This window comes from Kitasatospora sp. NPDC058243 (genome assembly GCF_042882025.1).
In the GTDB taxonomy this organism is placed as follows: Bacteria; Actinomycetota; Actinomycetes; order Streptomycetales; family Streptomycetaceae; genus Kitasatospora.
The window spans coordinates 18,340-37,568 of sequence record NZ_JBHVWW010000055.1 but is presented as its reverse complement, the minus strand read 5'-3'; the positions used below and the strand labels follow the sequence as shown (position 1 = coordinate 37,568).

Annotated in this window: 22 protein-coding genes; 13 read left to right on the top strand and 9 right to left on the bottom strand. The window is 74.2% G+C overall.

The features are described from left to right. Positions 1-58 precede the first annotated feature (58 nt). Positions 59-388, top strand: coding sequence for a hypothetical protein (locus ACFVX9_RS28815; protein ID WP_063350711.1), 330 nt, complete (start codon positions 59-61; stop codon positions 386-388). 154 nt (positions 389-542) lie between these two features. Continuing rightward, a complete protein-coding gene (locus ACFVX9_RS28810) occupies positions 543-1,433 on the top strand; it encodes a ribonuclease BN (protein WP_387984283.1) in 891 nt (296 codons plus the stop codon). Between the two features lie 82 nt (positions 1,434-1,515). Here the strand turns inward: ACFVX9_RS28810 and ACFVX9_RS28805 are convergent, their stop codons facing one another. Next, positions 1,516-2,223, bottom strand: a complete 708-nt coding sequence (locus ACFVX9_RS28805; RefSeq protein ID WP_387984282.1) for a rhomboid-like protein — start codon at positions 2,221-2,223, stop codon at positions 1,516-1,518. A gap of 137 nt (positions 2,224-2,360) precedes the next feature. On the opposite strand from ACFVX9_RS28805, the gene ACFVX9_RS28800 reads away from it, so the two are divergent. The 5 genes from ACFVX9_RS28800 to ACFVX9_RS28780 all read left to right on the top strand — a co-directional run bounded on the left by ACFVX9_RS28800 (position 2,361) and on the right by ACFVX9_RS28780 (position 6,568). Continuing rightward, positions 2,361-2,522: a hypothetical protein gene (locus ACFVX9_RS28800; protein WP_380376665.1), complete on the top strand. Its 162-nt coding sequence runs from the start codon at positions 2,361-2,363 to the stop codon at positions 2,520-2,522. A gap of 71 nt (positions 2,523-2,593) precedes the next feature. Continuing rightward, positions 2,594-3,301, top strand: a complete 708-nt coding sequence (locus ACFVX9_RS28795) for a rhomboid-like protein (protein WP_380376663.1) — start codon at positions 2,594-2,596, stop codon at positions 3,299-3,301. 86 nt (positions 3,302-3,387) lie between these two features. After that, complete coding sequence (locus ACFVX9_RS28790; RefSeq protein ID WP_363374777.1) at positions 3,388-3,918, top strand: hypothetical protein; 531 nt, start codon at positions 3,388-3,390, stop codon at positions 3,916-3,918. Between the two features lie 237 nt (positions 3,919-4,155). Continuing rightward, entirely contained in the window at positions 4,156-5,580 is a 1,425-nt protein-coding gene (gene argG, locus ACFVX9_RS28785) for an argininosuccinate synthase (protein ID WP_063350707.1), read from the top strand. A gap of 319 nt (positions 5,581-5,899) precedes the next feature. Further along, a complete protein-coding gene (locus ACFVX9_RS28780) occupies positions 5,900-6,568 on the top strand; it encodes a GAP family protein (protein WP_380376658.1) in 669 nt (222 codons plus the stop codon). Positions 6,569-6,645: 77 nt separating this feature from the next. Here the strand turns inward: ACFVX9_RS28780 and ACFVX9_RS28775 are convergent, their stop codons facing one another. From ACFVX9_RS28775 to ACFVX9_RS28765, 3 genes are all read right to left on the bottom strand, one after another. Then, on the bottom strand, positions 6,646-7,335 hold the full coding sequence (locus ACFVX9_RS28775) for a hypothetical protein (protein WP_063350705.1): 690 nt from the start codon (positions 7,333-7,335) through the stop codon (positions 6,646-6,648). Beyond that, the gene (locus ACFVX9_RS28770) at positions 7,332-7,904 is read right to left on the bottom strand and encodes an RNA polymerase sigma factor (protein ID WP_063350704.1); all 573 of its coding nucleotides are present in this window, start codon (positions 7,902-7,904) and stop codon (positions 7,332-7,334) included. The genes ACFVX9_RS28775 and ACFVX9_RS28770 overlap by 4 nt, the downstream gene beginning before the upstream one ends. A 256-nt stretch (positions 7,905-8,160) precedes the next feature. Further along, complete coding sequence (locus tag ACFVX9_RS28765) at positions 8,161-8,634, bottom strand: MarR family winged helix-turn-helix transcriptional regulator (protein ID WP_063350703.1); 474 nt, start codon at positions 8,632-8,634, stop codon at positions 8,161-8,163. A gap of 118 nt (positions 8,635-8,752) precedes the next feature. On the opposite strand from ACFVX9_RS28765, the gene ACFVX9_RS28760 reads away from it, so the two are divergent. Further along, complete coding sequence (locus ACFVX9_RS28760; RefSeq protein ID WP_063350702.1) at positions 8,753-9,163, top strand: organic hydroperoxide resistance protein; 411 nt, start codon at positions 8,753-8,755, stop codon at positions 9,161-9,163. Positions 9,164-9,291: 128 nt separating this feature from the next. On the opposite strand, the gene ACFVX9_RS28755 is transcribed toward ACFVX9_RS28760, so the two are convergent. Then, the gene (locus ACFVX9_RS28755) at positions 9,292-9,669 is read right to left on the bottom strand and encodes a hypothetical protein (protein ID WP_387984278.1); all 378 of its coding nucleotides are present in this window, start codon (positions 9,667-9,669) and stop codon (positions 9,292-9,294) included. A gap of 156 nt (positions 9,670-9,825) precedes the next feature. Here ACFVX9_RS28755 and ACFVX9_RS28750 point away from each other — a divergent pair, with 156 nt between their 5' ends. Then, positions 9,826-10,197, top strand: coding sequence for a hypothetical protein (locus ACFVX9_RS28750; RefSeq protein ID WP_380343920.1), 372 nt, complete (start codon positions 9,826-9,828; stop codon positions 10,195-10,197). Positions 10,198-10,207: 10 nt separating this feature from the next. Here the strand turns inward: ACFVX9_RS28750 and ACFVX9_RS28745 are convergent, their stop codons facing one another. Both ACFVX9_RS28745 and ACFVX9_RS28740 read right to left on the bottom strand, forming a co-directional pair. After that, positions 10,208-10,858 (bottom strand): hypothetical protein, encoded by a 651-nt coding sequence (locus ACFVX9_RS28745; RefSeq protein ID WP_063350699.1) that lies wholly within the window; start codon positions 10,856-10,858, stop codon positions 10,208-10,210. Positions 10,859-11,024: 166 nt separating this feature from the next. Further along, positions 11,025-11,654 (bottom strand): CBS domain-containing protein, encoded by a 630-nt coding sequence (locus ACFVX9_RS28740; protein WP_387984276.1) that lies wholly within the window; start codon positions 11,652-11,654, stop codon positions 11,025-11,027. 1,105 nt (positions 11,655-12,759) lie between these two features. Between ACFVX9_RS28740 and ACFVX9_RS28735 the strand changes: the two genes are divergently transcribed. Next, the gene (locus ACFVX9_RS28735) at positions 12,760-13,728 is read left to right on the top strand and encodes a hypothetical protein (RefSeq protein ID WP_387984274.1); all 969 of its coding nucleotides are present in this window, start codon (positions 12,760-12,762) and stop codon (positions 13,726-13,728) included. Here ACFVX9_RS28735 and ACFVX9_RS28730 read toward each other — a convergent pair. Next, a complete protein-coding gene (locus ACFVX9_RS28730; RefSeq protein WP_387984273.1) occupies positions 13,712-14,986 on the bottom strand; it encodes an FAD-dependent monooxygenase in 1,275 nt (424 codons plus the stop codon). The two genes, ACFVX9_RS28735 and ACFVX9_RS28730, sit on opposite strands and share 17 nt — an antisense overlap. A gap of 136 nt (positions 14,987-15,122) precedes the next feature. Between ACFVX9_RS28730 and ACFVX9_RS28725 the strand changes: the two genes are divergently transcribed. The 3 genes from ACFVX9_RS28725 to ACFVX9_RS28715 all read left to right on the top strand — a co-directional run bounded on the left by ACFVX9_RS28725 (position 15,123) and on the right by ACFVX9_RS28715 (position 17,162). Continuing rightward, on the top strand, positions 15,123-15,812 hold the full coding sequence (locus ACFVX9_RS28725; protein WP_380378374.1) for a TetR/AcrR family transcriptional regulator: 690 nt from the start codon (positions 15,123-15,125) through the stop codon (positions 15,810-15,812). Positions 15,813-15,920: 108 nt separating this feature from the next. Next, positions 15,921-16,721 carry a HEAT repeat domain-containing protein gene (locus ACFVX9_RS28720; RefSeq protein WP_380378350.1) on the top strand — a complete coding sequence of 267 codons (801 nt, stop codon included), beginning with the start codon at positions 15,921-15,923 and terminating at the stop codon, positions 16,719-16,721. Between the two features lie 171 nt (positions 16,722-16,892). Then, entirely contained in the window at positions 16,893-17,162 is a 270-nt protein-coding gene (locus ACFVX9_RS28715; protein ID WP_363582603.1) for a GlsB/YeaQ/YmgE family stress response membrane protein, read from the top strand. 83 nt (positions 17,163-17,245) lie between these two features. Here ACFVX9_RS28715 and ACFVX9_RS28710 read toward each other — a convergent pair whose 3' ends face one another. Beyond that, the gene (locus ACFVX9_RS28710) at positions 17,246-19,147 is read right to left on the bottom strand and encodes an amino acid transporter (RefSeq protein WP_380343972.1); all 1,902 of its coding nucleotides are present in this window, start codon (positions 19,145-19,147) and stop codon (positions 17,246-17,248) included. Positions 19,148-19,229: the final 82 nt, after the last annotated feature.

Here is a 19,229-nt window from a genome sequence, read left to right as displayed (position 1 = left end):
CCCTGCGTCAACAGGAAGCCGTCATCACTCGTAGCCCCATCAACACCCGGAGAACTACATGCACGAGGGTACGGGGATTCCCGCGTCGGGCGGAAGCGCCCAGGCCACGGGCACCGCACCGCCCGCACCGGGCCCCCGCTGGCTCGCTCCGGCCGGAGTCGCCGCGACCGGCGCCGGCCCGGTCGCGGCCGGGTTCCAGAGCAACAACACCATCGCGATCATCTCGGCGGCCCCGAGCCTCGTCGTGGTGCTGCTGTTCTTCTTCGGGGTCGTCTGCCCGGCGGTCTGGTCGCGCAAGGCCCAGCGCAAGAAGGCGGCCCTCAACGTGCTCAACACCCTCATCGGGCGGAACCCCACGAGCCTCACGAGCCCGCCGCCCCGACGGTAGACCCACGACCACACCACACCCGCTACCCGGCCCCGACCCCAGACGCCCGACGCCGCCCACCCGCCAGCCTGCGGACGGACACCTCCGGTGGCGGGGCGGGCCGGGCTGGCCTTGACTGGGGCGGATCGTTGCCCCGCTGCGGGAGGACCGAGAGATGAGGTCGGTGAGGGAGGCCGCCGGCCGTTGGGGGGAGCGGCTGGCCCGGGGGCGCGGGCGGTGGGAGCGAGCGCGGGCCGAGGCCGAGCGGCGCTTCCCCGTGATCACCGAGCTGACGGCCCGGATGCTCTCCCCCGGACTGCTGGACGCCGCCACCCGGATGGCCTCCCAGATCTTCCTGACCTCCGTACCACTGCTGTTCGCGGTGGCCGCGTTCGCCCCGACCGGCGTGCGGGACCAGATGGTCGCCTCGCTCCGCTCGCTCTTCGGCATCTCCGGCGCCACGGATCAGCAGTTGCACCAGTCGCTGTACGGCACCGGGGACCTGCGGCAGACCACCGGGTTCATCGGCGTGCTGATGGCACTGCTGTCGGCGACCAGCTGCAGCCGCGCGGTGGCCCGGGTCTGCGAGCACGCCTGGCGGCTACCGAAGGCCGGGACCAAGGTGGCGGCCTGGCGGTGGCTGCTGTGGATCGTGACCTGGCTGGCGGTGCTGCTGTTCCAGGGCCCGCTGCGGGACGGCTTCGGCGCCGGCTTCTGGCTGGGCCTGCCGCTGACCTTCACCGCCTCGTTCGTCGTCTGGTGGTGGACCGCCCACCTGCTGTTGAGCGCCCGGGTCGGCTGGCTGCCGCTGCTGCCCGGCGCGCTGCTGACAGCCGCCGCGGCCACCGCACTCTCGCTGACCGCCCGGATCTACATGCCGGACGCGCTGAACCGCGCGCTGGCCCAGTATGGTTCGCTGGGCCTGGTGCTGATGGGGCTGTCCTGGCTGATCGTGCTCTGCGCCTCCATCACCTTCTCCGTCACTGCGGGGGCGGTGCTGGCCCAGGAGCCCCCGCTGAACGTCTACCTGGGCGCGCCCGCCCCGGGCCCCCCGCGCACCCGCTGATCCGTCGACGCCACCACCACCACGACGCAGCCACCAACCACCGCCGCCACCGCCACCATCACTGCTGCCATCGCCACCACCGTCAACGCCGGCGCAGCCGCCCTCGGACGAGCCGGCCCGTGGCGACCGGGTCCCAGGAGCCCGGGCGGTCCCGGGTCAGCGGGTAGCAGGCCAGGCCGATCAGCACGGCGCTGAAGTGGCCGATGCTGGTGTAGTCCCGGCTCTGCGCGACGCCCAGGCCGTAGAAGACCAGCACACCGGCCACGTACAGGTACCGCCAGGGCCGCACGATCAGATAGGTGAGCACCGCGACCACCCCGGCGAGCGCGTAGCTGACGCCGTAGTCGAGGGTGTAGACGGCCCTCGGCGGGGCGATGCCGCGGTGGATCGCCCACCCGAGCAGGCCCTCGCTGAGGTAGGTCGCGCCGACGTGCGCGATCATCGCCACCGAGATCCAGCGCAGGGTGCCGAGCCAGCGTTCGGCGGGCACGTGGAAGAGGTTGTAGAGCAGGAAGTAGCTCAGCCACCCGCCGCCCGCGATCCACAGCGCGCTGGTGATCAGCACGCGCACCGGCGAGACCTGGAGGTGGTGCAGGTTGGTCGAGCGCCGTTCCAGGATCCGGTCGGCGGTCGCGGTGTCGACGTGGCGGATCACCTGCGTGGTGGCGAGCAGGATCGCCAGCCAGACGTAGGTGCCCGGGGCCCGGCGGACGTAGGTCCAGACCGCGTGCGCGAGGCGTGCCCACCAGGGGCGCCGGTGTCCGGGCGCGTTGGTGGTGCCACCGGTCATCGGCGCCTCCTCGACGGTTCCCTTCACCCTCACCCGGGGCGCCTCCGGGCGCGTCGACGCGCTGCGCCCTTCGGGTGACCGGGTCTCGCGGACAGTCTCCCGCATCCCCCCACGCCCTGGACCCGGCGCCGGCCACCGTGGTGGTCCGCGCACTGAACGCCGACCCGGCCGGGCACCCGGCGGACGGCGCGGCACTGCTGGAGCTGCTGACGGCCGCTCCGGTCCCGGGCAGCCCGGCGCCGAACGCGAGTTCGGTCGGCGAGGAGATCACCCGGGGCTGGCGTACGCTGACGCTCTGACCGCCCGGAACGGGCCGCCGGGGGCCGCCGGGCGGCACCACCGGGACCGCACAGCGAGGGCGACGGGCACGATGAGCGAGCGCGGCACGACGACCGCACCTGCAGGTATCGACGCCGGCGCCGGCGCGCGGCACCCGGCGCTGCGCGTGGCGGACCGGCTGCGGCTGCGGCTGCGGCTGCGGCTGACCACGGTGTACGTGCTGCTGCTGACCGCGACGGCCTGCTGGCTGGCCGGCCAGAGCCACGGCGCCCGGGCCCGGTTCGTCCGGCACAACAGCAGCAACGTCCACCACATGGAGGTCGGCAAGTGGTGGACGATGTTCACCAGCGGGCTGGTGGTCGACGGGGTGCCCGCCTGGGCGGGCATCGCGGCGGTGGCCGTGGTGCTGGGCCTGGCCGAGTGGCGCTGGGGCCCGGCCCGGGCCGGCGCGGTCTTCGTCTTCGGGCACCTGGGCGCCACCCTGCTCACCGAGGGCGCCATGTGGGTGATGCTCACCGCCCGGATCCCGGGGGCGCTGTCCCGCGCGCGTGACGTCGGGATCAGCTACGGGCTGGTCGGCACCGCCGGGTGCCTGCTGGCCCTGGGCCCGGCTCCGCTGCGCCGGTTCGGGCTGCCCGCGCTCGGGCTGGGGCTGGCCGTGACCTGGGCACTGGACCAGCAACTGGCCGACGCCGGGCACCTGGTGGCGCTCGGCCTCGGCGCGCTGGCCGCCCGGACGCCCTGGCTGCGCGGCCGGGCGCGGGCCCGGGCCCGGGTGCCGGTCTCCGCCACGCGCTGACGACCCTCCGCCGTTCCTCCGGCGTTCCTCCCGACGTTCCTCCCCGGGGTCTTGCGATCACCCCCACCCCGAGTAATGCTGATTACATGATTACAACCTCACCCGAAGAGCTCCGGGGGTGGTTCACCGGCCGCCTCCCCGCCGACCTGTTCACCGATCTCGTCGAGATCACCGCGGACCGCGAAGAGATCACCGTCGTCGGCCGCATCACCGAACCCGTCCTCGACCAGGCAGCATCGGACGCCGAGCGCGAAGCGGCGCTCGAGGGCCGGATCGCCGAGTTCCGCGACCGGACCAGGGACGCCCGGATCGCCGTCGCCCGGGAGGCCGAGCGCCGTTACGGCCGCAAGGTCTCCTGGGGCGCCGAGTGCGGCGACCTGAGGGGCATGTTCACCACCGTCTCCGCCCCCGTCATGACCCGGCTGCGCCAGCCCGAACGGCAGGTGCTCGACACCCTGGTGGAGGCGGGCGTCGCCCGCAGCCGCAGCGAGGCGCTCGCCTGGTGTGTCCGCCTGGTGCAGCGCCACTCCGACACCTGGCTCACCGAACTGCGCGAGTCGCTGGAGAACGTCCGCCGCCTGCGCGCCCAGGGGCCGGACGCCGACAGCGCCTCCTGACCCCCGCCCCGGCATACGACCTCCCAACGCGCCTGGGAGAAAGCCGGGTTGGGGCACGGCGACCACCGATCGGCCACGGCGGGGGGCGGCAACAGGAGCGGCCGCCCCTCGCCGAGCCGATCGTATGCTCTTGCGGTACTCTGCAAACCTATGCCAGAGTGCGGGCATCGGATACGCCGAATCCCCTCACACGTCGCTAAGTCAGGAGCCCGCGCCTCGCGGGTCAAGGGTGCATGCATGTCGAAGGTCTTGAGCAAGCTGCCGGTCGGTGAACGGATCGGCATCGCATTCTCCGGTGGATTGGACACCTCCGTCGCCGTCGCGTGGATGCGCGAGCACGGCGCCGTCCCCTACGCCTACACGGCCGACATCGGCCAGTACGACGAGCCGAACCTCGCCGACGTCCCGGCCCGCGGCCGCGCCTACGGCGCCGAGCAGGCCCGGCTGGTCGACTGCCGGGCGGCGCTGGTCGAGGAGGGCCTGGCCGCCCTCGCCTGCGGCGCCTTCCACATCCGCTCCGCCGGGCAGACGTACTTCAACACCACCCCGCTCGGCCGCGCCGTGACCGGCACCCTGCTGGTCCGCGCGATGCGCGAGGACGAGGTCTCCATCTGGGGCGACGGCTCCACCTACAAGGGCAACGACATCGAGCGGTTCTACCGCTACGGTCTGCTCGCCAACCCCAGCCTGCGGATCTACAAGCCGTGGCTGGACCAGCGGTTCGTCACCGAGCTCGGCGGCCGCAAGGAGATGTCCGCCTGGCTCTCCGAGCGCGACCTGCCGTACCGCGACTCCGCCGAGAAGGCCTACTCCACCGACGCCAACATCTGGGGCGCCACCCACGAGGCCAAGCGGCTGGAGTACCTGGACACCTCGATGGAGATCGTCAGCCCGATCATGGGCGTGGCCTTCTGGGACCCGGCGGTCGAGATCCAGACCGAGGACGTGACGATCGAGTTCGAGTTCGGCCGTCCGGTCCGCATCAACGGCCGGGCGTTCGCCGACGCCGTCGAGCTGGTGCACGAGGCCAACCGGATCGGCGGGCGCCACGGCCTGGGCATGTCGGACCAGATCGAGAACCGCATCATCGAGGCCAAGAGCCGCGGCATCTACGAGGCCCCCGGCATGGCGCTGCTGCACACCGCCTACGAGCGGCTGCTCAACGCGATCCACAACGAGGACACCGTCGCCACCTACCACACCCAGGGCCGCCGGCTCGGGCGGCTGCTGTACGAGGGCCGCTGGTTCGACCCGCAGTCGCTGATGCTCCGCGACAGCCTGCAGCGCTGGGTCGGCCAGCCGGTCACCGGCAGCGTCACGCTGCGACTGCGCCGCGGCCAGGACTACTCGGTGCTCGACACCCAGGGCCCGAACCTCAGCTACCACCCCGAGAAGCTGTCCATGGAGCGTAGCGTCGACGCCGCGTTCGTCCCGGACGACCGCATCGGCCAGCTGACCATGCGCAACCTCGACATCGCCGACTCGCGCAGCAAGCTGGAGCAGTACGCGGTGCACGGCCAGCTGGCGCCGTGGAGCGGCCTGATCGGCGAGCTGGCGCCCGGCGGGGCGGCGCCGATCGCCGCCGCCGGCCCCGACGCCGAGGCGCTGGCGGCCAAGTCCACCGCGCTCGACAGCGCCGCGATCGAGTCGGGCAACGACTGATCCGCTGCCGTGACCACGTCCGAGGGCCGCCGCACCGCACCGGTGCGGCGGCCCTCGGCGGTTCCGGTCGAACGACGGCCGTTCCGCGCCTGAGCCCCCGGGCCTCACCCGCACAGCGGTCCCGGCCGTGCACGGCGGCCCCGGGCGTAGCTGAATGGGGCAGACGTGTGCCCGGCGGAGCAGGCCCGGGGCAGCGGCTTCACCGGACGCCCCGGGGCAGCGGCTTCACGGGACGAGCCCGAACCGCGGCTGCGCCGGACGGGCGCTGACGGCGGCTGCGCCGGGCGAGCCCGGGCGACGGCGAGGAGGTGGGAGCGGGATGGGCGAGGCGGTCGGTTCGATGCTGGCGTCGGCGGTGGGCCTCGCGATCAGCCCGCCGGCGCTGGTCGCGGTGGTCCTGATGCTGGCCGCACCGCGCGGGCGGACCATCGCGCTCGCCTTCGCGGCCGGCTGGGCGGTCGGCCTGGCGGCGGTGGTGGCGGTCGTGGTGGCGGCGGGCAGCGCACTGGGTTCGGGTGGCGGTCGGCCGACCTGGCCGTACTGGCTGGAGCTCGCGCTGGGCGTCCTGTTCGTCCTGATGACCGCGAAGCAGTGGCGCGACCGGCCCCGCGCGGGGCATGTCACCGCGCCGCCGAAGTGGATGCGGGTGGTGGGCCGCTTCAGCGCGGGCCGGTCGGCCGGTCTCGCGGTGGCCCTGGTCACGACCGGCCCGAAGAACCTGGCACTGGCCGTCGGCGGCGCGGCCTCGATCGCCGCCAGTACGGCCGGGGTCGGGGGCACGGTGGTGGCCGCCGCGCTGATGGTGCTGATCGGTTCGCTGTGCACGCTGCTTCCGCTCGCGGTCCACCTGCTCCGCGGGGACCGCTCGGCGCGGACCCTCGGGGAGTGGAAGGCCTGGCTGGCCACCCACAGCACGGCGATCACGACCACCGTGCTGGCCGTGATCGGGGCCGAGTACGTCGGCGACGCCATCACGGGGCTCGCGTGAGCCCGCGGGCGGCGGCCGCCCAGCTGCCACCACCACCGCCCTCCACCCACCAGCGCCCCACCGCCCCACCGCCCGGCTCACCGGATGCGCACCACCCCTCTCCCCCGCACCGACCGCAGGCCCAGGCGTCCGCCGTCCGCCCCCGGGCGCACCGCCAGCACGTCCCTGAGCGTCAGCAGGATCTCGCCGTCGTAGCGCTCGGCCAGTTCCCGCGCCAGTTGCGCGGCGCCGCCCGGCCCGGCGTCCGGGGCCAGGGCGGGCAGGTGGCCGGGGGCGCTGAGGTCCTCGGCCTGGGCGGCCCAGCGGGCCGCGTCCCGGGTCTCGCCCTCGGCCGCGTAGTGGACGGCCAGGCAGTGCACGGCCAGCTGGTCGCCGTACTGCGTCGCGATCCGCCACCAGAAGACGCCGTCCGCGGTGCGGCCCATCCCGTAGAGCAGGCAGCCGAGGGTGCGGAAGGCCGTCTTCTCGGCGAGTTCGAGGTCCAGAGCCAGTTCGGCCGGGTCCACCGCGCCCGCCACGGTGGCGCACAGGTGCCGTAGGTCGCGGCGGAGCTCGGTCCGGCCGCCGGCCCACGGGGGCTCGCCGAAGGCGTGCGGCGGCCGGGCGTTCGCGGGCGGGCGGGCCGGGCGTTCGCGGGCGGGTGGCGCGGGCCGGCGGGCGGCGGCGAGCCGCTCGGCCAGCCGACGGGTGAAGGCGGCCGGGTCGTGGTCGCGGAACTCGCGTTCCAGCAGGGCGGCGTCCGCCCGCAGCAGTTCGGTGACCTTCACGGCGCCTGCCCGTCGTCCGGCTGCTCCAGCAGGTACTCCAGGTGGCGCCGCCCGAGGCTGTAGTAGGTGCGGGCGGTGGTGTGCGCGATGCCGAGGCTGCGGCCGATGTCCGGGTAGGACAGGCCCGCCTGGCGCAGCCGGACGACGTCGGCCTGGACCGGGGCGGCGCGCGCGAGCTCCTCCATCGCCCAGTCCAGCGCGTCGAGTTCGGCGAGCTGGTCCAGTTCGTCCTGGCTGGTGTCGGGCCGGCGCTGCGCGATGACGCGCAGCCGTTTGCGTTCGGCACGGCGGCGCTCGCGCAGGAGGTCCACCACCGCATCCTTGACGATCTTGAAGGCGAAGGCCTGCGGGTCGGCGCTGGCCAGGGCGCGGCGCCAGTTCTTGTAGAGCGTGGCGCCCGCGTTCTGGACGGCGTCCTGCGCGTCCTCGCGATGTCGCAGGCGCTGCTGGGCGTACCGGAGGTAGCCCGGGTGCTCGCGGGTGAAGAAGGCCTCGAAGTCGGCCGGCAGCGCGCCGAGCGGGTCCGCCCGCAGGTCCCGCTTCTCGCCCGGCCCGGGGGTGTTCAGCACACGCGCCCCCCTTTCGTGGGTCAGCTGGCCGGCCCACCGGGTGGCACGCCGACGGCCCCTGGGGGCTCGTGGTGTAACCGTCCGGGCGGCCCGGGTTGTTGACCGGATCGGGCGGACAATTGGCGACCGTTTCCGTTCACTTTCGAAAACCGGCGCTGACCTGCCGGTTCGGCCCCGACAGGAGCCCGGGACCCAGACGCACGTGACCCACGTCACAGACCGTGGACCGCCCGACTTGACAGGGCGGATGCCGCGACTACGGCGCCGGCTCCACCACCGCCGAGTCCAGCGCGGCGGTCACCCGCTCCAGCAGTACGCGCAGCGCGGCCAGGTCCTCGACCGGCAGGCCGGTCGCGTCGAACAGCCGGCGGGGCACCCGGCCGGCCCGCTCGCGCAGGGCGGAGCCCTCGGCGGTGAGGCTGACGGTGACCGACCGCTCGTCCTCCGGGCTGCGCTCGCGCCGCACCAGTCCGGCCGCCTCAAGCCGCTTGAGCAGCGGGGAGAGCGTGCCGGAGTCGAGCCGCAGGCGCTCGCCGATCCGCTTGACGGGCAGGTCGCCGTCCTCCCAGAGCACGAGCAGGACGAGGTACTGGGGGTAGGTGAGTCCGAGGTCGCGGAGCAGCACCCGGTAGACGCCGCCGAAGGCGCGGGAGGCCGCGTTCAGCGAGAAGCAGATCTGCTGGTCGAGGCGGAGCAGTTCCTCGTCCGCCATGCCGGGGAGCGTGGTCATGGCTCCATGGTACCGATCACCCTCACGCCATTCAGTTGTGCGCAATTGAATTGCGTGCTCTACTTATCTCCAGAGGGCGGCCCGGGCGGCCGCCGGAACACACGAAGGGAACCCGACCATGGACGCGCTCTACACCGCAGCCGCCACCGCCAACGGCCGGGAGGGCCGCGCCGTCAGCTCCGACGGACAGCTGGACCTCGCGCTCGCGATGCCGCCCGCGCTCGGCGGCAGCGGCCAGGGCACCAACCCCGAGCAGCTGTTCGCGGCCGGCTACGCGGCCTGCTTCGCCAGCGCCCTCGGCCTGGTCGGCCGCCAGGCCCGGGTCGACACCAGCGAGGTCTCGGTCACCGCCGAGGTGTCGATCGGCAAGGACGGCGCCGGCTTCGGCCTGGCCGTCGTGCTGCGCGTCGAACTGCCCGAGGCACTCGCGGACGGGACCGGCGAGCAGCTGGTCAAGCAGGCGCACGAGGTCTGCCCGTACTCGCGCGCCACCCGCGGCAACATCCCGGTCGAGCTGGTCGTCGAATAGGCCCAGCAGGCCACGCACGCCGAATAGACCGCGCAGGCCGAACGGGCTGCGCAAACGCCGGCCAGGCCGCCACCGTAGGCGGGCCCGCCACACGCACCACCGTGTGGCGGGCCCGCCTGCGCCCCGGCTCAGCCGCCACCCGGCCCGTTCACCGAGCGCAGCGTGTCGAGCCTGTGCCGGTACTCCTCGGTGTCGATCTCGCCACGCGCGAACCGCTCCGCGAGCAGTTGCTCGGGCGTCGGCCCGGCCACCGCGCCGTGCGGTGCGCCCCACCCCGGACCCGCCGAGCCCGGACCCGCCGAGCCCGAAGCCGCCGAGCCCGAACCCGGACCCGCCGCACCCGGCCCCGCCGGGCCGTACGGCAGCGGTCGACGCGACCGCGACACGTACCGGAACAGGGCGATGGCGGCGAGCACCAGCACCAGCAGGACCAGCAGCGTCAAGACCGCCATCACACCGATGCCCCAGCCACCCAGGACGTGGCCGTGTCCGTGCCAGTACCTCATGGGGACCTCCTCCTCCGGCCCCGCAGCCGGGGCCCGCCGAGGTGACCAGCGCCTCACCACCATCGTGCGCCCGCACCGGGCCGAAGCGCCCTGAAGAAAGCCTGAGAAAACGTTCCGGCGCTCAGCGCCCGGCCCACCGGGGTAGCGTTGCCGCCCATGAACCACCACCCACCGGCCGACGACCGCTCGCCCGAGCAGCTCGTCGCGGCCGGGGTGCTGCGGCGCCACGGGGACCATCGCCCCCACCCCGCGCTCGGCCACTCCCCGATCAGCTACGTCTCCACCGCGCTCTGGGCCGAACTCACCGCGCTCGCCATCGCACCGCCCGCGGCCGAAGCGACCGCCACCGCCCTGCTGCACGCCATCGCCGCGCGCGCCGTGGACGCGGCCCTGGCCCCCGGCAACGAACGCGCCCCGCGCGACGACCTGTACGTGGCCCACCCCGCGCACATCGGCGCGCACCGCCGGACGGTCTGGTTCCAGCGCTCCGGCCCGCGCGGCCCGGTCACCGCCACCTTCGCCCCGTGAGGCGGGACGCTCAGCGCTCGACCTGAAGGCTGTGGCAGACCCAGCTGAGCCGGTCCGGCCCCTGCAGCGGCGGCCGGTCGTGGTACGTGCCGTCCGCGACCGACAGGTTGACGATCAGGTACGCCTGCCAGCCGGGACCGACCCCGTGCAGGTCCGCGTAGACCAGCTCGTCCTCGACGTACCAGTCCACCGAGTTCGCGCCGAGCACGACCCGCAGGTCGAAGGTCGACCCGGGCGCGATCCCCGAGCCGGCGCCGTGCCAGTACCGGTACCCGCCCCGGACGTGGTTGGAGAACTCCAACAGGTCAGGGTGGTCGGGGTGGTACTCGAAGAGGTCGACCTCGTTGCCGCCGTCCCGCCAGGTCCAGACGGCCGGCCAGGCACCCAGCCCGACGGGCAGCGTGATGCGCGCCGACAGCTGGTCGCCGGTGCGGGCCTGGAAGCCGTCCGGACTGCCCTCGGTGGTGAGCAGGTTGCACGTCCAGAGCCCGCCGACGAGCCGCCGGGTGGCGCTGAACACGCCGCCCGGGCAGTAGCCGCGGCCGAGGTAGTCGAGCTTGTGGTCGCTCCGGTTGGTCGGCCCCATCCGGGGGTAGGCACTGGTGCGCCCGGCAGTCCACTGTCTGGTCGAAGTGAAGTCCGCGTCGAACACGACCGCCACGGCCGCCTCCCCTGTGCTCCGGCGCCCCGACAGTTCGACCCGCCGGGCACACAGGGTGAGTTACCCGATACGCTCCGCAGTATGCGAAGCGAACCGCCCGGGCCGGGGCGGCGCACAGCGGTCGGATCGCAGGATCGACGGATCGACGGATCGCAGGATCGACGGATCAGCCCACCGGAGCGGCCGCCCCGCCCGCACCGAGCCGGTCGGTGACCGAGACCACGCCGTCCACCGAGCGGCACAGGTTGAGCACGATCGGGACCAGGTACGGCTCGGGCACCGTACCGCTGAGCACCACCCGGCCCTGATCGACCTCGACGCCGATCTCCGCCGGGCTCACCCCGTCGATCCGGCCGAGCACCTCCTCGACGATCTCCCGCCGGATCACCACGTCCTCGCGCAGGAACACCCGCAGCAGGTCCCCGCGGCTGACCATGCCGGTCACCCGTCCGTCCTCGTCCAGCACCGGAAGCCGCTTCAGCCCGTGCCGGCTCATCAGCCGGGCCGCCGCGACCACGCTGGTCCCGGGCGTCGTACAGACCGGCTGCCCGGTCATCAGGTCGGCCGCGGTCACGGCACCGCCCGGGCCGGCCGGCGCCGCCTCGGGGGCGGGCAGCAGCGCGCCCGGATCCTCCTGCGCGGCCAGCGTGCGCAGCAGGTCGGCCTCGGAGACGATCCCGAGCGGCCGCCCCTGCGCGTCCGCCACCGGCACCCCGGTGATGTCGTACTCGGTCAGCAGCGCGACGATCTCCCGGAAACCGGTCTCGGGCGCGACCCGGACCGCGGGGCTGGTCATCACTGATTCGACGGTGGCATGCCGCACGCCGGTTCACCTCGTCCACGACACTCTTGCGGCCGGGCACGGATCGTCCCGGCCGGTACCGGCAGCATCGCGCCCGGCGGCACGGGCCGCCAGGGGCCAAGGGGCTGAACGGACGGGACCTTGGGCCCGCCCGCCGAACGCGGATCCGACACCGCGCCGAACCGACACCCCCGAACCGGCGGGGCGTCGACCCGGCGCCTCGCCGAAACCACCGACCCACCGACCCGGCAACGCACCGACCCGGCGACCCGGACGGCGCAACCATCACATGATCGACTCGTTGGACCGTCCACCACGACAGCACGCACGGCATCCGGGGAGGGCCCGTTGGCAGGACGGACGATGGGCGCGGCATCGCCGGCGCAGGGCGCCGCGGCGCGCCCGGTGGCCCAGGCCGAGGCCGCGCTGGTGCGCCACTACCGCAGGCTGGCCCGGCTGGCGTACCTCGCGCTGCCCGCCGACCGGGACCGGCACAGCCGGGTGCTGGCCGCGCACGCGACCGTCCAGCGCGCCCTTCCCTCCCGCTGGACCCGCCCGGCCGGTCCGCCGGCGGCGGACGAGGACCCGGTGTACGCCGCGCTGCGCCTGCGGGTGCTGCGCGCAACGCTGCGGCCGCACCCCGCGCGGCGGCTGCCCGCTCCCCGGATCTGGGGACTGCGGCTGTTCACCCCGCACGGCGGCGAGGAGGACGCGGCGCTGGACCACGCGCTCGCGGCGCTCGACGCCCCCGCCCGGGCGGCCTTCGCCCTGCGCGCGGTGGAGGGGCTGACGCCGGAGCAGGCGGCCGGGGCGCTGGGACAGGCCGGGGTCGAGCGCCCCGAGGAGGCCGTCGCGGCGGCGGCCGGCGTGACCGCCGGGGCGGACCCGGAGCCGCCCGCCTTCGACCCGTGCGCGGTGCGGGTCCAGCCCACCGACCTGCTGCGCCGCCGCCGGACGTGGAGCGCCGTGCTGCTGGTCGGCCTGCTCGGACTCAGCACGACGGCGGCCGTGGTCGCCGACTCCGGCCCGGCCGCGCCTGCGGCCCGCCCCGTCCGGCACCGCGGCCGACCCGGCCCGCCTGACCCGGGTCGAGCCGGGTGTGGACGCCACGCGGCCCGTCGCCCCGCCGGCCCTGCTGTTCGCCGGGACGGTCGACGGCGCCGCCGTGGTGGTGCTGTTCGACGGCCGGCGGCTCGCCCGCTACACCGACGGGCGCGACGGCGGCCTGGACCTCGCCCGGGCCGACGACTCGGACGTGACCACGGCGGGCGCGGTGGTGCTGCGCCGCCAGGGCACCGCCGTGCGCTATCTGCTGGCCCCCTGGGTGGACGCCGCCGAGACCCGCCGGATCGACCAACCCGACTCCCCTGCACGGCCGTTGGACCACCCTGACGGGGTCACGGCGGCGGTCCCGGGCGGTGGGCTCGCGGACTGCCACGGCGCCACGGTGCTCCAGCTGCATTCCTCCCCCGCCATCGCCGAGAAGCACGCCTTCCTGCTGACCGACCTCGGCGGGCTCGTCCCCGCGCACCTCACCTACTCCCCGCCACCGGACCGCACCCAGCCGGCCCGCGAGCCGCGCGAGGCCACCGGCCAGGACGCGCTGCTGGCCTGGGCCCGCGCGGGCTGCGCCGTCCCGGACGGCACGCCGGGCGTCAAGCAGCTCAACCTGTGGGCCTTCGCGGTGCAGCCACTGCCGCAGAACGCGGGCTCGGCGTCCTGGGTCTGCCTGCGCGCCGACCGATGGACCGGCGAGGGCAGCGCCGCCACCGCCGTCCTGCTGCCGACCGCCCGCGGCCCGCAGCGCACCGGCGGCGGCCCGGGGCGGGCGTGCAGCCGGTTCGAGCAGGACGTCGTCGGCTGGGCCTGGTGGCGCTCCCCGCAGGGGGCGGAGTTCCTGCTCGCGGCGGGCAGCCGACGGGTCACCCGGCTCGCCGTCAAGGGCCCGGACTGGTCCGCCGACCGGCCCGCCCCGGACCACACGCTGGCCGTCGAGCGCCCGGCCCGGGCGGCCGTCCAGGTGGAGGCGGCCCTGGACGGCGGCGCCCGGATCAGCCCGCCGCACTGAACCGACCGGCCGACTCGCGCGCGCACTTCGGCAGCTCGCTCTCCGGCAGCTCGCTCTCCAGCGGCTCGTAGTCAGGCAGCCCGCCCTTCGGCAGCTCGTAGTCCGGCAGCTCGACGCTGGAGACCTGCTTCCCGAGCTCCAGCATCCGGTTCAGCACCCAGCGCCGGTTCAGCAGCCCGTTGCGCACGCGCAGGCCGGTGGCGGTGCGCGGCGCCAGGAACGGGCCGGTGCGGTCCCCGCCCTTCTGGCAGCCCTGGGCGTAGCCGCGCAGCAGTTGCTCGTACCGGGCGAACGCGGTGCGGTGGTCGCCGCGGGCGCGGGCCAGTTCGCCGGCCAGGACGTACGCGGCCACCACGGCGGTGCCGGTGCCCATGCCGCCGATGGTGGCGCCGCAGGCCGCGTCGCCGAGCAGGGCGATCCGGCCGCTGGACCAGGTGGGGACGTCGGCGCGGCTGATCGAGTCGAAGTAGAGCTCGGGGGCGTGCCGCAGGCTCTCCAGCAGGCGCGGCACCTCCCAGCCGAGGCCCGAGAAGGCATCCCGCACCAGGGCCTTCTGCTGCTCCGGGTCGTGGCGGTCGTAGCGCAGTTCGGGCGAGGCGAAGAGGCAGAAGGCGCCCGCGCGGGCCGGGTCGCGGTGGTCGGCGCCGATCGAGGCGAGCCGGCCGGGGACGTTGAGGCCGACCGAACCGGGCGGCAGGCCGAGGTCGTTGGGGAACTGCCAGGTGGCCGCGTAGTAGCCGAGGTGGCGGACGTAGCGCTGCTCGGGGCCGAAGGCGAGCCGGCGGACGTTGGAGTGCAGCCCGTCGGCGCCGATCACCAGGTCGAACTCGCGCGGCGCGCCGTGCCGGAAGGCGGCCCGCACACCGCTCGGGGTCTCCTCCAGGGCGGTGATGGAGTCGCCGAAGACGTACTCGGCGCGGGCGCGGCTGTGCCGGTACAGCAGCTGGGCGAGTTCACCGCGCGGGATCTCCAGCTCGCCGCCCGCGAACTCGGCGGGCAGGTGCAGGAGTCGGCGGCCGTCGGCGCCGAGGAAGGTCATCGGGCTGCCGCCGGTGTCGAGCGCGCGCAGTTCGTCGAGGACGCCCATCCGCTCCAGCACCGTCAGGTGGGTGCGGCCGCGGAAGTCGACGTTCTGGCCGCCGCCGCGCAGCGCCGGGGCGAGTTCGACGACGGTGACCTCGAAGCCGTACCGGCCGAGCCAGTGGGCCAGGGCGGGGCCGGCGATGCTCGCGCCCGAGATCAGGACCTTGGTGCTCATGGGAAACCACTCCGTCCGAGAGGATCGAAAAACTGTGTCCAGTGGATACTGTTTGCTGCTGTGTACGGTAGACGCAGTTAGGTCGGACGAGCAACCCCCAGAACGGGAGCGGAATGTGAGCGAGGCGGCGAACGACATGGTGCGGCTGCTCTGGGGCCCCCCGGCCAAGCCCACCCGCGGGCCGAAACCGGCCCTCAGCCTGGAGCGGATCGCGGCGGCGGGCGTCGAGATCGCGGACGCCGAAGGCCTGGGCGCGGTCTCGATGCAGAAGGTCGCCGGGCTGCTCGACTTCACCAAGATGTCGCTCTACCGCTACGTGCCCGGCAAGGCCGAACTCGTCGCCCTGATGGTCGAGGCCGCCGTCGGCGAGCCCCCGCAGGACCGGCACGCCCACGACTGGCGGGGCCAACTCACCGCCTGGGCACACCACTTGACCGAGTCGTTCGGCCGCCACCCATGGCTGCTCGACGCCACCGTCGGCCCCCGGGTGATGGGCCCGAAGGAACTCACCTGGCTGGAACGGGTGGTGACCGCCCTCGACGGCCACGGACTGACCGGCCCCGAGCGGATGGACGCCGCCGTCCTGCTCGCCGGACACGTCCGCAGCATCGCCCAGCAGTCCCGCGCCGCCGGGCCCGACGGCTCCCCCGAAGCCGAACTCCTCACCGCCCTCGGCACGCTGGTGCACCAGCACGCCGACCGCTACCCCGCCCTGGCCGCCGCCATGACCGGCGAGGACGGGCGCGACCAGGCCCTGGACTTCGGCCTGGACCGCATCCTGGACGGCCTCGCCGCCCTGATCACCCGCCGCACGGGGACCGCCTGACGCCTCCCGCCCCGCCTCCTGCCCTGCCTCCCGCCCCGCCCCGCCCCGCCCCGTCTCCCGAGGAAATCCGATGGGCCCGCGTTCGGCCAGCCGCTAGCATCCCGGGCCATGGCGATGTTCGTGCACCTGACCACCGCGGCGAACGCGCCGCGGATCCGCCGCGCCGGGATCCGGGCCGACAGCCGGGGGCAGGGCGGGGTGCGCGGGCTGTACTGCTTCCCGGTACTGCCCTCGTACCCGCTGACCCACCAGTGGCTGCGCGAACTGGCCCGGTTCGGCACCGGGGGCTCGCTGGTCGCGGTGCACCTCCGGCTGGACGACGCACAGCAGGTGCTGGCCGGGCACTACCGGGACCGCGCGAGGGACGCCCAACAGTGGGTGCCCGCCGCCGAGGCGGTGCGGCGGATCGCCGAACTGGCGGACCCGCGCGGCTGGGAGGTGTTCGTGCCGCGCGCGGTGGGCGCCCGCGAGGTCCACCGGATCCGCGGCGTGCCGCAGGTCTCCGGCTGGCGCTACCAGCCGAACGCCCACGGCACCCGGCCCTGCCCCTGCATGGGCTGCCAGCCCGTCGGCGGGTACGGCAGCCGTCGACTGCGCGAGCGCCACCAGCACCCGCTGGACGCCCCGCCGCCGCCCGTGCCCGTCCTGCTCGCCCGGATCGAGGCCGCCGGCGAGCCGGGCGACCCCGCCGAACTGCTCGCCGCCCTTCAGAGCTTCGGGCGCCGCCGCCGCGGCCCACTGGACCGCCTCGCCCGGCTGGCCGCCCACCCGGACCCGGCCGTGCGCGAGGAACTGGTGTGGGCCGTCGCCGGCTGGTCCACCCCAGGTGTCGCCGCCCTGCTCGACGGCCTCGCGAACGACCCGCACCCGGACGTCCGCGAGGCCGTCGAGGCGGCACTGGAACGCTGAGGGCCGGCCGCCAGGAGTCCTCGGTGAAGCTCGGGACCGAGCAGGTGCGGCCGGAGCCGTAGAAGCTCCCGACGTGCCCGTTCGGCCGATCCGGGCGATCATGGGACGAACCGCGTCTCGGCGATTCGGCGCACCGGTGTCAGTCCGGCGGCGCCCGGAAGGTGGACTGCGATGTTCCAGCTCCTGTGGATTCTGCTCATCGGCTTCGTGCTGGGCGTACTGGCCAAGCTGATCCTGCGCGGGCCGCAGTCGATCCCCTGGTGGCTGACGATGCTGCTCGGCGCCGCCGGGGCCTGGCTCGGCAACGCCGTCTCCGGATGGATCGGCGTCCGCCACACCTCGGGCATCGACTGGATCCGGCACCTTCTCCAACTCGGCTTCGCCGTCGCCCTGGTGGCCTTCGTCGCCCCGGCCTGGAGCAAGTCCCACCCGAGCCGCTGACCCGGACGACCCGGACTGCCACTGACCTGGACTGCCACTGAGCAGAGGCCGAGACGGCCGACCCGTTCGGCGGGGAGGTGCCGTCAGCCGACGTGGACGGCCGGGCGGCGGCTGCGGTCCGGTTCGGCCTCGCGCAGGACTTCGCGGGTGACGGGGGCGATCTCGCCCTGCCCGAACAGGAAGAACCGCAGGAACTGGGCGAAGGGGTTGCCCTCGGTCCACTCGAAGTAGATGTGCGGCTGCTGCCCGGTGAGGTCCCGGACCCGCAGCAGCAGGGCGGCCAGCGCGTTCGGCACGCTGGAGCTCTGCAGCGTCAGCACCCGGTAGCGGTCGTGCAGCACCTCGCCGCGCACGGTCAGCTCGGCCTCGAAGTCGGACGGGTCGAGCACCGTGACCTCGACGAACACCAGGTCGTCCTCGACCGGGATGTCGTTGTCGGCGCGGATCTGGCGGATCTTGTCGCGGTACTCGGCGAGGTCCCGGCTGTTCGGCTCGTTGGCGATCAGCCGCAGCGGGCGGTGCATGTAGTCCCGGACGAAGCGTTCCGCGACGGCGTCGAGCACCACGTCGGTGACGCGCAGTTCGAAGGCCCGCTTGAGCCGGGAGAGGAAGGAGACCAGCATGATGCCGGCGATGAAGCAGCCGCCGATCTTGACGCCGTCCGGCCGCTCGGCGATGTTCACGGCCGTGGTGTAGAGGAAGACCCCGGCGATCACGGCGAAGCCGACCGTCCTGCGGCGCTGCCCGGACTTGTGGGCGGCGATGGTGACGGCGATGGCGGCCGAGCTGATCAGCACCAGCACGCCGGTCGCGTACGCGCCGCCCTGGGCGTCCACGTTGGCGTCGAACAGCCAGGTGACCAGGAAGGCGATCAGGGTGAGGACGATCACGGTGGGGCGCACCGCGCGGGCCCAGTGCGGGGCCATGCCGTAGCGGGGCAGGTAGCGCGGCATCAGGTTGAGCAGTCCGGCCATCGCGGAGGCGCCGGCGAACCAGAGGATGGCGATCGTGGACAGGTCGTAGACGCTGCCGAAGGTGTTGCCGAGGTTCTGGTGGGCGAGGTAGGCGAGTGCCCGTCCGTTGGCCTGGCCGCCGGCCTTGAAGGCGTCCGCGGGGATCAGCAGGGTGGTGATGAGGCTGGTGGTGATCAGGAAGCAGCTCATGATCGCGGCCGCGGTGGTGAGCAGCTTGCGGGCGCCGCGGATCCGGCCGGTGGGCTTCTCCTCGGTGTCGTCCGGGTCGCCCTCGATGTGCGGCATCACGGCGACGCCGGTCTCGAAGCCGGACAGGCCGAGCGCGAGCTTCGGGAAGACGATCAGTGCGACACCGATCATCGCGATCACGTTGCCGTGCTCGGCGGTGAGCGCGTCGGTCCAGTCGCCGACGACGTGCGGGGCCTTCAGCACGTGCCAGAGTCCGTTGGTCACCACCACGACGTTCAGCGCGAGGTAGACCGCGACCAGGACGACGGCGATGCCGATCGCCTCGCTGAAGCCCTTGAGGAAGACCCCGCCGAGCAGGGCCACCATGATGAGGGTGATCGTCACCTGCTTGCCGGTCAGCACGCTGTGCAGATGCGGGTTCTCCACCAGGTGCGCGGTCGCGTCGGCGGCCGACAGGGTGATGGTGATCATGAAGTCGGTGGCCGCGAAGCCGAGCAGCGTGAGCACGAAGAGCTTGCCCTGCCAGAACGACAGCAGCCGCTCCAGCATCGCGATCGAGCCCTGGCCGTGCGGGCTCTCCTGGGCGACCCGCCGGTAGACGGGCAGGGCGCCGAGCAGGGTGACGATCACCAGCACGATGGTCGCCAGCGGCGAGAGCAGGCCGGCGGCGAGGGCGGCGATGCCGGGCTGGTAGCCGAGCGTGGAGAAGTAGTCCAGGCCGGTCAGGCACATCACCCGCCACCAGCGCTGGCCCTTGACGTGCGGCGCCTCGGCGTGCGGGCCGGGGTGCTGCTTGGCCATGTCCGACAGGCCTTCCAGCATCCACGCCCGGAACCTCGCGCCGCGGGTCGCGGGTGCCACCCCCGGATCGGCCGAACCCGACGACACCACGTGCACCCCTGTC

Bases quoted from the DNA above. Each gene is read 5' to 3' on its own strand.
- ACFVX9_RS28780 (WP_380376658.1), top strand. From the start codon at position 5,900: ATGGGCGAGGCGGTCGGTTCGATGCTGGCGTCGGCGGTGGGCCTCGCG.
- ACFVX9_RS28715 (WP_363582603.1), top strand. From the start codon at position 16,893: ATGTTCCAGCTCCTGTGGATTCTGCTCATCGGCTTCGTGCTGGGCGTA.
- ACFVX9_RS28790 (WP_363374777.1), top strand. From the start codon at position 3,388: ATGATTACAACCTCACCCGAAGAGCTCCGGGGGTGGTTCACCGGCCGC.
- ACFVX9_RS28710 (WP_380343972.1), bottom strand. From the start codon at position 19,147: ATGCTGGAAGGCCTGTCGGACATGGCCAAGCAGCACCCCGGCCCGCAC.
- ACFVX9_RS28740 (WP_387984276.1), bottom strand. From the start codon at position 11,654: ATGACCAGCCCCGCGGTCCGGGTCGCGCCCGAGACCGGTTTCCGGGAG.
- ACFVX9_RS28725 (WP_380378374.1), top strand. From the start codon at position 15,123: ATGGTGCGGCTGCTCTGGGGCCCCCCGGCCAAGCCCACCCGCGGGCCG.
- ACFVX9_RS28750 (WP_380343920.1), top strand. From the start codon at position 9,826: ATGAACCACCACCCACCGGCCGACGACCGCTCGCCCGAGCAGCTCGTC.
- ACFVX9_RS28730 (WP_387984273.1), bottom strand. From the start codon at position 14,986: ATGAGCACCAAGGTCCTGATCTCGGGCGCGAGCATCGCCGGCCCCGCC.
- ACFVX9_RS28795 (WP_380376663.1), top strand. From the start codon at position 2,594: ATGAGCGAGCGCGGCACGACGACCGCACCTGCAGGTATCGACGCCGGC.
- ACFVX9_RS28760 (WP_063350702.1), top strand. From the start codon at position 8,753: ATGGACGCGCTCTACACCGCAGCCGCCACCGCCAACGGCCGGGAGGGC.
- ACFVX9_RS28805 (WP_387984282.1), bottom strand. From the start codon at position 2,223: ATGACCGGTGGCACCACCAACGCGCCCGGACACCGGCGCCCCTGGTGG.
- ACFVX9_RS28810 (WP_387984283.1), top strand. From the start codon at position 543: ATGAGGTCGGTGAGGGAGGCCGCCGGCCGTTGGGGGGAGCGGCTGGCC.
- ACFVX9_RS28720 (WP_380378350.1), top strand. From the start codon at position 15,921: ATGGCGATGTTCGTGCACCTGACCACCGCGGCGAACGCGCCGCGGATC.
- ACFVX9_RS28765 (WP_063350703.1), bottom strand. From the start codon at position 8,634: ATGACCACGCTCCCCGGCATGGCGGACGAGGAACTGCTCCGCCTCGAC.
- argG (WP_063350707.1), top strand. From the start codon at position 4,156: ATGTCGAAGGTCTTGAGCAAGCTGCCGGTCGGTGAACGGATCGGCATC.
- ACFVX9_RS28755 (WP_387984278.1), bottom strand. From the start codon at position 9,669: ATGAGGTACTGGCACGGACACGGCCACGTCCTGGGTGGCTGGGGCATC.
- ACFVX9_RS28815 (WP_063350711.1), top strand. From the start codon at position 59: ATGCACGAGGGTACGGGGATTCCCGCGTCGGGCGGAAGCGCCCAGGCC.